The organism is Streptomyces sp. NPDC006265, from assembly GCF_040613555.1.
Classification (GTDB): Bacteria; Actinomycetota; Actinomycetes; order Streptomycetales; family Streptomycetaceae; genus Streptomyces.
Genome location: NZ_JBEXSH010000665.1, coordinates 1 through 5,158 on the forward strand (window position 1 = coordinate 1; position 5,158 = coordinate 5,158).

At 72.1% G+C, this 5,158-nt stretch carries 3 protein-coding genes and 1 pseudogene; 3 read left to right on the plus strand and 1 reads right to left on the minus strand.

Annotated features, from left to right (window positions below; genetic code table 11):
- Positions 1-63: 63 nt before the first annotated feature.
- Positions 64-486 (minus strand): annotated as a pseudogene (locus ABZ281_RS36880) (acyl-CoA dehydrogenase family protein); the annotation flags it as partial.
- Positions 487-590: 104 nt separating this feature from the next.
- Here ABZ281_RS36880 and ABZ281_RS36885 point away from each other — a divergent pair.
- The 3 genes from ABZ281_RS36885 to ABZ281_RS36895 all read left to right on the plus strand — a co-directional run bounded on the left by ABZ281_RS36885 (position 591) and on the right by ABZ281_RS36895 (position 5,043).
- A complete protein-coding gene (locus ABZ281_RS36885) occupies positions 591-1,760 on the plus strand; it encodes an acetyl-CoA acetyltransferase (RefSeq protein ID WP_356662404.1) in 1,170 nt (389 codons plus the stop codon).
- Positions 1,761-1,993: 233 nt separating this feature from the next.
- Positions 1,994-3,709: an SPFH domain-containing protein gene (locus tag ABZ281_RS36890; protein WP_356662405.1), complete on the plus strand. Its 1,716-nt coding sequence runs from the start codon at positions 1,994-1,996 to the stop codon at positions 3,707-3,709.
- Positions 3,706-5,043 (plus strand): SPFH domain-containing protein, encoded by a 1,338-nt coding sequence (locus tag ABZ281_RS36895; protein WP_356662406.1) that lies wholly within the window; start codon positions 3,706-3,708, stop codon positions 5,041-5,043. Before ABZ281_RS36890 ends, ABZ281_RS36895 begins: the two co-directional genes overlap by 4 nt.
- Positions 5,044-5,158 lie beyond the last annotated feature (115 nt).

Sequence of the window (5,158 nt, forward strand, 5' to 3'; positions counted from 1 at the left end):
GTTTCGGCGAGGGAGGGCGGCTCAGCGGGGGGCTCTTCGTCGGGCGTGGACGAGGTCGGTCGGGTCGTGGCCGGTGAGTGCGAGGGCGGTGGCGAGGGCGGGCCCCGGTACGGCGAGGGCGGCGGTGAGTCCGCCGGCGGCGATGCGGGGCAGGAGCTCGGCGCGCTGGGCGTCGGTGCCGAGGGCGAGCAGCAGCGGGGCGGCGAGGACGGCGGTGGCGAGCAGCGGGGTGGGGGCGAGGGTGCGGCCCGTCTCCTCGCAGGCCAGGGCCAGTTCGGTGGCCGTGCAGCCGACACCGCCGTAGGTCTCGGGGAGGGCCAGTCCGGGCAGGCCGAGTTGCTCGGCGAGGGTGGTCCACAGGGCGGGGTCGTGTCCGGTCCGGGTGTCGACGGCGGCCCGCAGCTCTTCCGGACCGCACCGCTTGCCGAGGAGCTCGCGCAGGGTGCGGCGGACCTCGTCCTGTTCGTCGGTGAAGCGGGCGTCCATGGGGCACCTCTCTGCGCATCTGACGGAGCGTCATATTAGGGCGACGGAACAGGGAAGCCCAGAGCCCTGCCACGCCCGCCGCAATCTGATGTACCGTCAGATTCATGGTGGCCCGGAGGAAAGTGGCCGTCGTCGGCGTGGCCCTCTCGGACTGCGGCCGTGTGGACGACGGGACCCCGTACGCGCTGCACGCCCAGGCGGCCCGCCGCGCCCTGGCGGACGCGGGCCTGGACCGGGCGCTGGTCGACGGCTTCGCCTCGGCGGGCCTCGGCACACTGGCGCCCGTCGAGGTCGCCGAGTACCTCGGCCTGCGCCCCACCTGGGTCGACTCCACCTCCGTGGGCGGCTCCACCTGGGAGGTCATGGCGGCCCACGCGGCGGACGCGATCGCGGCCGGGCACGCCCGCGCGGTCCTGCTCGTCTACGGCTCGACGGCCCGGGCGGACGTCAGAGCCGGCCGCCGCACCGGAACACTGTCCTTCGGCCTACGAGGGCCCATGCAGTTCGAGGTCCCGTACGGCCACACCCTGATCGCCAAGTACGCCATGGCGGCCCGCCGTCACATGATCGAGTACGGCACGACGATCGAGCAGCTGGCGCAGGTGGCGGTGCAGGCCCGGGCCAACGCGGCCCTCAACCCGGAGGCGATGTTCCGCACCCCGATCACGGTCGACGAGGTGCTGTCCGGGCCCGTGATCGCGGACCCCTTCACCAAGCTGCACTGCTGCGTCCGTTCCGACGGCGGGGCGGCGGTGCTGCTGGTGGCCGAGGAGTACGTACGGGACTGCCGGACGTCACCGGTGTGGGTGCTGGGCAGCGGTGAGGCCGTGTCGCACGCGGCGATGTCCGAGTGGCCGGACTTCACGGTGTCGCCCGCGGCGGTGAGCGGGCGGCTGGCCTTCGAGCGGGCGGGGATACGGCCGGCGGAGATCGACGTCGCCGAGATCTACGACGCGTTCACCTACATGACGCTGGTGACGCTGGAGGACCTCGGTTTCTGCGGGAAGGGCGAGGGCGGGGCGTTCGTGGAGAAGGGACGGCTGCGGGTCGAGGGCGGCGAGCTGCCCGTGAACACCGACGGGGGCGGGCTGTCGGCCCAGCATCCCGGGATGCGGGGGCTGTTCCTGCTGGTGGAGGCGGTGCGGCAGGTGCGCGGGGAGTGCGGGGAGCGGCAGGTGCGGCGGGGCGACGGCTCGCCGCCGCGACTGGCGGTGGCGTCGGGGACGGGGGGCTGGTTCTGCTCGTCGGGGACGGTGGTGCTGGGGGCGGGGTAAGGGGGCCCCGGGGAGGGCCCTTGCGTGCGGCCGCTCGGCGCGCTTGTCGGCCTCGGCCCGAAAGACACCGCTTTCCCCGGCGTAAGGGGTGCATCCCGGCAATTACCAATCGGTAACCCTGCAGGGTGTGCCCCTTACCCTTGCCGGAAACCGTCGTGTGGGATGACCGGAAGCACTCAGGACACACGGGACACCCGAGTTGCACGACAAGCACCACAACCGAAGGGGGAGCCGTGGCACGAACGCGGGCGCAGAGCCTACGCAGCGTCGCCGAGGCCGTCGCATCCGGCACCGATCCGCGAGCCGCGGCGCAGGAGGAACTGCGCCGCCGCACCGGACTCGGCAACGCCGGCGGCCAGGAAGGGAGCACGCGGTACGCGGGCTCCCAGGACGGCGATGACGAGCGGTATGAGACCGAGAGCGAGGGCATGGACCCGGCCGACTTCCCGGCGGCCCGGGAGCAGGGCGGTTCCATCGCCACCGTCATGCGGCAGAAGACGGTGCCGCTGGACGAGGCCGGGGAGGCCCTCGGCCGCAGCGAGCAACTGCACGAGCAGGGCGAACCGGTGCACGCCATCTGCCCGATGGTGATGCCCAAGGGCCGCTCCTTCCTGTCCATGCTTCCGGTGCTGTCGCTGCTGGTGCTGGGCGCGGTGGGCACCGCGGTCGGGTCGGCGGTGGGCGCCGAACCGCTCACCAACCCGCTGTTCGGGCTGCATTACTGGATCATCGCGCTGCTCGCCGTGGGCTTCGTGTGGTGGCGGCAGGGCCTGGTCATGGTGCCGGAGGGCTGCCAGGCGCTGATCACCCGGTTCGGCAAGCTGGAGAAGATCGTCGGCCCCGGCCGCGTCACTCTGCTGAGCCCCTGGAAGCGGGTGTCGTACATCGTCAACACCACCCGCGAGTACCCGTTCAACGCGCCCGTGCGCGAGGCCCCCACCAAGGGCGGCGTCAAGGCGTCCATCGACCTGTTCATCCAGTTCCGGATCAGTGACCCGGTGGAGTTCGTCTACACGCTGGGCGCGGTGCGCGGCTTCGAGGAGAAGCTGAGCAACGCCGTCAGCGAGACCATCCGCAGCCTGATCTACGAGCAGGAGGCCGCCGGGATCTACGACATGGTCGGCGAGGACACCGGCCGTCTGCTGGAGCAGCTCAACCAGCAGTTCCGGCCCGCGGTGGAGCTGACCAACGCCAACATCACGCACGCCGAGCCGTCCGACCGGCGCTACCGGATGGACCTGGCCGCACCCGAGATGGTCCGCGTGGCCAAGGAGGCGTACACCCACGAGTACGCCCTCCAGCTCCGCAAGCAGCAGGACGAGGGCGACCTGACCAGGGAGCTCGCCTCCAGCCACGAGACTCTCTCGGCGATCCAGGCCGACATAGCCCAGTACCAGGCGCAGATGGACACCGCCGTGGAGCGGGAGACCAACCGCGCCGAGGCCCTGGCCCGCCAGCGTTACGTGCAGGCCGAGTCGGAGGCGAAGGCCAACGCGGCGCTGCTGGAGGCACAGGCCCTCGACATCCGCGCGGTCACCGCGGCCGAGGCACCCGAGATCCTCGAGTACCGCTACCAGCAGCAGGTGCTGGACACCCTGGAGCAGGTCGCCGACCACCTGCCGCGCCTGGTGCGCATCGGCGGGGGCGGCGCGGACGGCGTCGGCGGCGCCGGGATCGACTTCCTCGAACTGGCCCGGGAACTGGTGGGTGAGCGGGGCGCGGAACTGTTCACGGACGAGGACATGGCGGCCGTCCGGGCCCGTCTGGGGGAGGTCTCCGAGCGCATCGCCGCCCGCCAGGACGAGATCGGCGCCCTGCTGGCCGCCGAGCGGCCCACCGTGCCGCAGATGCCCGACGAGGCCGGCGCACCGGCTGAAGCCGATGCCGCGAGTGCGGCACCGCATGCCGCGGAGGAACCGTCCGCCGTGTCCGAGGAGGACCAGCAGTGAGCACCGCCCGTATGAGCCGCCGCTCGGTCATCGCCGAGGCGGTGGCCCCCTGGAACGACATCGCCCGCCTGCTGCGCGGCGGTGAGGCCGACACGCTGATCCCGGTCATCATCCCGCGCCACCGCCGCCGCCTGTGGTGGATGCTGCCGCTCTGGCTCGGCGTCTACGCCCTGCTGGCCGGCGTGATGCTGTCGCTGCGCGAGGCGGACTCCGAGGGCGCCGCCGATCTCGCCTACGGCACGCTGGCCACTCTGTGTTACGTCGCCGGCGTGGTCATGCTGCTGGTCGGCGGCCTGTGGTGGTGGCGTTCGTCGATCGTCGAGATCGAGCAGGGCACCCACGGTGTGCTGACCCGCTACGGCGCCGTCACCCGCACCCTGGACGCCGGCCGGCACTACCTGTGGCACCCGTGGTCACGGGTCGACTTCGTCGTCGACACGGCCACCGAGATCCCGTACTCGGCGCCCGTGATGGCCTGTCCGACGCAGGAGAACGTGCCGCTGCGGTCCATCGAGTTCTTCCTGAAGTTCCGCATCACCGACGCGGTGCTGTTCGTCCGCACCATCGGCGCGGGCAACTTCGACCTGGTGCTGTCCAGCGCGGTACAGGACGCGATCCGGCAGCGGGCCCGCAGGATGCGCACCGAGCGCGCCTACGACCTGCGCGGCTCGGACGTCGCCGACATGCAGGAACTGCTCAACCGCCAGCTGTCCGGCTACGGCGTGCGCATCACCGGCTCCAACATCCCGGATGTGCAGCTGCCCACGCAGTACCAGCAGCACCTGGCCACCCGCGAGCGGGTCTCCAAGGAGCGGACCGCCTACGACCAGGAATGGGGCCTGATCCGCAAGCGCCGCATCGACAGCCTGGGCATGGACATCGAGCGCGCCAAGAAGGTCCGCGACGCCCGGATCGTCGAGGTGAAGGCCGCGCTGAACAGGGCTCGCGAGCAGGTCGCCCAGCTGCTGGAGCAACAGGAGACCCAGGCGCAGCGCGTGCGGTTCGAGATCGAGACGCGGGGGCGCAGCGGCCTCATCGCCGCCGAGAACGAGGCCCGCGCCCAGCGGGCCCTGGCCAAGGCCTACCGTGACAACCGGGCGGTGCTCCAGTACGAACTGGCCCGTCGGCGCCTGGACGTGGGCGCCCAGCTCGCCGGAAAGGCCCCGCAGCCGGTGGTCGTCCGCACGGACGGCACGAGCACCGACACCTCGGCCCTGACCACGCTGCTCACCGCGCACCTGCTGCCGCAGCTGACGGCCCCGCCGACGGACGGCCGGATGCGCCTCGACGACCGCGTCCGGTACGGCGACGGCGAGGGCGGCGACGCACGCTAGCGCCGCGGCAGGCAACGTTTGCCCGTTGAGGAGCGGCGTTTGGTGCGTGCTCTCGGCGTGCCGGCCGGAAGCCCTCGTACTGGACGTACTCGGGGTTTCGGCGGGTGCGGCGAGT

Excerpts from the sequence above, each read along its gene's own strand:
- ABZ281_RS36885 (WP_356662404.1), top strand. The coding sequence starts at position 591 with ATGGTGGCCCGGAGGAAAGTGGCCGTCGTCGGCGTGGCCCTCTCGGAC.